We start from the raw sequence: 4,170 nt of genomic DNA, 5'->3' as shown, positions 1-4,170 counted from the left end.
GTACGAGCGGGCCGCCCGGCTCAGCCCGGACCCGGCGGCGGCCCGCCGGTGGACGGTGGAGGCGGTGGAGGCGGCTCTGGAGGCGGGCGAGGTGGGGCGGGCCGAGCGGCTCGCGGCCGCCGCCGACCGGCCGGACGCCGACCCGGTGACCCGGGCGCACCTGCTGTTCGCCCGCGGCGTCGCCGAGTTCTGGCGCGACGAGAACGCCTCCGCGCACCGGCGGCTGACCGGGGCCGCCGCCCTGGTCGCCGCCGAGCACCCCGGCCCGGCGGCGCGCGTCCTGGTGCAGGCCGTGCACGTCGCCTGGTACGACGGGCTCCCGGCGGTGCAGGAGACCCTGGCGGCCCTCGCCGGGCTGCCGCTGCCGGCCGGTGACCCGCTGGCTCCGGTGGCCCGCTACCTGGGCGCCGCGCTGGGCGGCGGGGACGGGCCGACGCTGCCCGAGACCGAGCGGGCGGCCCGGTCGGCCGGGGCGGCCGTCCCGGTCGACCTGGTGCTGCCCTGCGGGGCCGGGCTGGTGCCCGGACACGACGCCGAGGTGCTGGACCTCTCCCGGCGGCTGGTCCGGGAGGCCCGCGAGGGCGGCGCCTTCGGGACGCTGCCCACCCTGCTGTTCTTCCTCGCCGAGGCCGAGCTCTTCGAGGGCCGCCCGGCCGCGGCCGCCGACCACGCCGCCGAGGCGCTGCGCCTGGCCCGGGACACCGGACAGCCGCTGTGGACCGGCCAGTTGCACGGCTTCCTGGCCCACCTGGCGGCCGTCCGGGGCGAGTCGGAGCCCTGCCGGGAGCACGCCGCCGCGGCCTTCGCCCGGGGCGGCGCGGGCGCCCCCTGGGCCCGCTGGGCGCTGGGCCTGCTCGACCTGGGCGCCGGGCGGGCCGAGGACGCGTACGGGCAGCTGGCCGCGCTCACCGGCGGCGCGCAGGCCCACCACGTCTCCGCGGTCCGGGCGGTGCCCGACCTGGTGGAGGCCGCGGTGCGGCTGCGCCGCGGCGAGGAGTGCGCCGAGCCGCTGGAGCGGTTCGAGCGCTGGGCCGAGCGGGCCGGCCGGCCGTGGGCCCGCGCCCTGGTGCACCGCTGCCACGCGCTGCTGGCCCCCGACGAGTTCGCCGGGGAGCTGTACCGGCGGGCGCTGGCCCGGCACGCCGAGCAGCCCCGCCCCTGGGAGCTGGCCCGCACCGAGCTGCTGTACGGCGAGTGGCTGCGCCGCTCCCGCCGCAAGGCCGAGGCGCGGGCCCCGCTGCGCTCCGCCGAGCGGGCGCTGCGGCTGCTGGGCGCGGTGCCCTGGGCCGAGCGGGCCCGCACCGAACTGGACGCCACCGGCGGCCCGGCCGCCGCCTCGGCCGGCCCGGCCCGGACGGTGGCCGGGCTGACCCCGCAGGAGTCGCAGATCGTCCGGCTGGCGGCCCGCGGCCTGTCCAACCGGGACATCGCCGCGCAGCTGTTCCTGAGCGCCCGCACGGTCGGCCACCACCTGTACAAGGCGTACCCGAAGCTGGGGGTGAGCTCCCGGGCCGATCTCGCGCAGGTGCTGCCGGCGCTGTCCTGAGCGGAGTCGAAACCGTCGTTTGTACAACGGATTGGCCAAATGCCGGAAGGACCTCGCGGAGTGTCGTCGCCCAGTGGCAGACTGCTTCCCACGGGGTCCACTGGCGTTGCTGGGGCGGAGGGTTTGCATGACGGGCCTGCAGACGGGCAGCGGTGCGACCGCGCGTCGCATCCAGTTGGGCGCCCAGTTGCGGCGCCTGCGCGAGGCCCGCGGCGTGACCCGGGAGGACGCCGGCTACTCGATCCGCGCCTCGGAGTCGAAGATCAGCCGGATGGAGCTCGGCCGGGTCGGCTTCAAGCAGCGCGACGTGGCGGACCTGCTGACGCTGTACGGCGTCGACGACGAGGAGTCCCGCAGCGCCCTGCTCGGCCTGGTCGGCGGCACCAACGCCCCGTCCTGGTGGCACGGTTACGGAGACGTGGTGCCCGGCTGGTTCCAGACGTACCTCAACCTGGAGGACGCGGCGAACCTGGTGCGCAGCTACGAGGTGCAGTTCGTGCCCGGCCTGCTGCAGACCGCCGAGTACGCGTACGCGGTGATGCGGGCCGGCAGCCCCGCCGCGTCCGAGGAGGAGATCGGGCGCCGGGCGGCGGTGCGGATGCGCCGGCAGGAGCGCTTCCTGGCCGAGGGGGCGACGGCCCGGCTGGAGCTGATCGTCGACGAGACGGCGCTGCGCCGCCCGTGCGGCGGGCCGGAGGTGATGCGGGCCCAGCTGGCGCGGCTGTCGGAGCTGTCGCTGCGCGGGACGATCAGCCTGCGGGTGCTGCCGCTGGGGACGGTCGCGCTGGCGGCGGACAGCGGGGCGTTCTCGGTGCTGTGCTTCCCCGAGCCGGACCTGGCGGACGTGGTCTACGTCGAGCAGTTCACCACCGCGCTGTACCTGGACAAGCCGGCCGAGGTGGCCGAGTACGCGACCGCGCTGGAGCGGGTCTCGGCGGCGGCGCTGTCGGAGGAGGAGACCAGGGCACTTCTGGCGGAGATCCTCCAAGGCACCTGAGCCGCAATTAAGATGATGATCCGTCAGTAGGTGTTCACCAACGCCGAGAGGGATCGCATGTCCTTGATCGCGGAACTCGCCCAGCAGTACATCGACGGCCGGTGGCGGCCGGGCACCGGCTCCTGGGACATCGTGGACCTGGACCCCTTCAGCGGGGAGAAGCTCGCCTCGTTCACGGTCGCCACCGCCGAGGAGATCGACCAGGCGTACCGCGCCGCCGAACGGGCCCAGCCCGCCTGGGCGGCCACCAGCCCCTACGAGCGCCGCCTGGTCCTCGAACGCGCGCTGCGGGTGGTCGAGGAGCGCGAGCCGGAGATCCTCCAGGTGATGACCGCCGAACTCGGCGGCACCCTGATGAAGTCCGCCTTCGAACTCTCCCTGGTCAAGGACATGCTGCGGGAGGCCGGCGCGCTCGCCCTGCGCTCCGAGGGCCGGATCCTGCCCTCGCCGGTGCCCGGCAAGGAGAACCGGCTCTACCGCCTCCCGGTCGGCGTGGTCGGCGTGATCAGCCCGTTCAACGCCCCGGTCTTCCTCTCGCTGAAGGCCGTCGCCCCCGCGCTCGCCCTCGGCAACGCGGTCGTCCTCAAGCCGCACCAGGACGCCCCGGTGGCCGGCGGCACCCTGATCGCCAAGGTCTTCGAGGAGGCCGGGCTGCCGGCCGGCCTGCTGAACGTCGTCCTCACCGACATCGCCGAGATCGGCGACGCGTTCATCGAGCACCCCGTGCCCAAGGTGATCGCCTTCACCGGCTCCGACACGGTCGGGCGGCACGTCGCCGCCGTCGCCGCCGGCCACCTCAAGCGCACCGTCCTCGAACTCGGCGGCAACAGCGCGCTGGTGGTCCTCGACGACGCCGACCTCGACTACGCGGTGGACGCCGCCGTGGCCAGCCGCTTCGTCCACCAGGGCCAGATCTGCATGGCCGCCAACCGGATCCTGGTCGACCGGACGCTGTTCGCCGCGTTCGCCGAGAAGTTCACCGCCAAGGTCGCCTCGCTCTCGGTCGGCGACCCGGGCGACCCGGCGACCCAGCTCGGCCCGCTGATCAACTCCGCCCAGGCCGAGGCGATCACCGCCGAGGTCGGGCGCGCGGTGGCGGCCGGCGCCCGCGCCCTGCTGCACGGCGCCACCGTCGGCACCCTGGTCCGCCCGACCGTCCTCACCGACATCCCCGCCGACGACCCGATCCTGCGCCGCGAGGTGTTCGGCCCGGTCGCGCTGCTGATCCCCTTCGACGACGAGGACGAGGCCGTCCGGATCGCCAACGACACGCCCTTCGGCCTGTCCGGCGCGGTGCACACCGCGAACACCGAGCGCGGCGTGCGGTTCGCGCAGCGGATCGACACCGGCATGATCCACGTCAACGACGGGACGATCGCGGACGAGTCGGTGGTGCCGTTCGGCGGCGAGAAGAGCTCCGGCACCGGGCGGCTCAACGGCGACGCCAGCGTGGACGCGTTCACCACCGTCAAGTGGATCTCGATCCAGCACGGGCGCTCGCGCTTCCCGTTCTAGTGCCGGGCGGGGGCCGCACCGAGCGGGCGCGAGGCCGGTCGTTCCGGCCCGCGCGGGAACATCGACGGAGGGGGCTGCACGAGCGGGGCGAGCGAGCGAGGGTGCGTGACTC

The 4,170-nt window shown here is 75.4% G+C and carries 3 protein-coding genes; all 3 read left to right on the top strand.

The genetic code is table 11. The features are described 5' to 3' along the window. The coding region (locus tag ACFUEL_RS36255; protein WP_380241931.1) for a LuxR C-terminal-related transcriptional regulator at window positions 1–1,546 on the top strand (1,546 nt) is incomplete at its 5' end. Between the two features lie 127 nt (window positions 1,547–1,673). After that, window positions 1,674–2,543: a helix-turn-helix domain-containing protein gene (locus ACFUEL_RS36250; protein ID WP_380241930.1), complete on the top strand. Its 870-nt coding sequence runs from the start codon at window positions 1,674–1,676 to the stop codon at window positions 2,541–2,543. A 57-nt stretch (window positions 2,544–2,600) separates the two neighbouring features. Further along, window positions 2,601–4,058, top strand: coding sequence for an aldehyde dehydrogenase family protein (locus ACFUEL_RS36245; protein ID WP_380241928.1), 1,458 nt, complete (start codon window positions 2,601–2,603; stop codon window positions 4,056–4,058). Window positions 4,059–4,170 lie beyond the last annotated feature (112 nt).

The organism is Kitasatospora sp. NPDC057198, assembly GCF_042670125.1.
Lineage (GTDB): Bacteria > Actinomycetota > Actinomycetes > Streptomycetales > Streptomycetaceae > Kitasatospora.
This window is presented reverse-complemented; position numbering and strand designations above follow the sequence as displayed.

What these genes read in the sequence shown, in the direction of transcription:
- ACFUEL_RS36250 (WP_380241930.1), top strand. Translation starts at nt 1,674, where the DNA reads ATGACGGGCCTGCAGACGGGCAGCGGTGCGACCGCGCGTCGCATCCAG.
- ACFUEL_RS36245 (WP_380241928.1), top strand. Translation starts at nt 2,601, where the DNA reads ATGTCCTTGATCGCGGAACTCGCCCAGCAGTACATCGACGGCCGGTGG.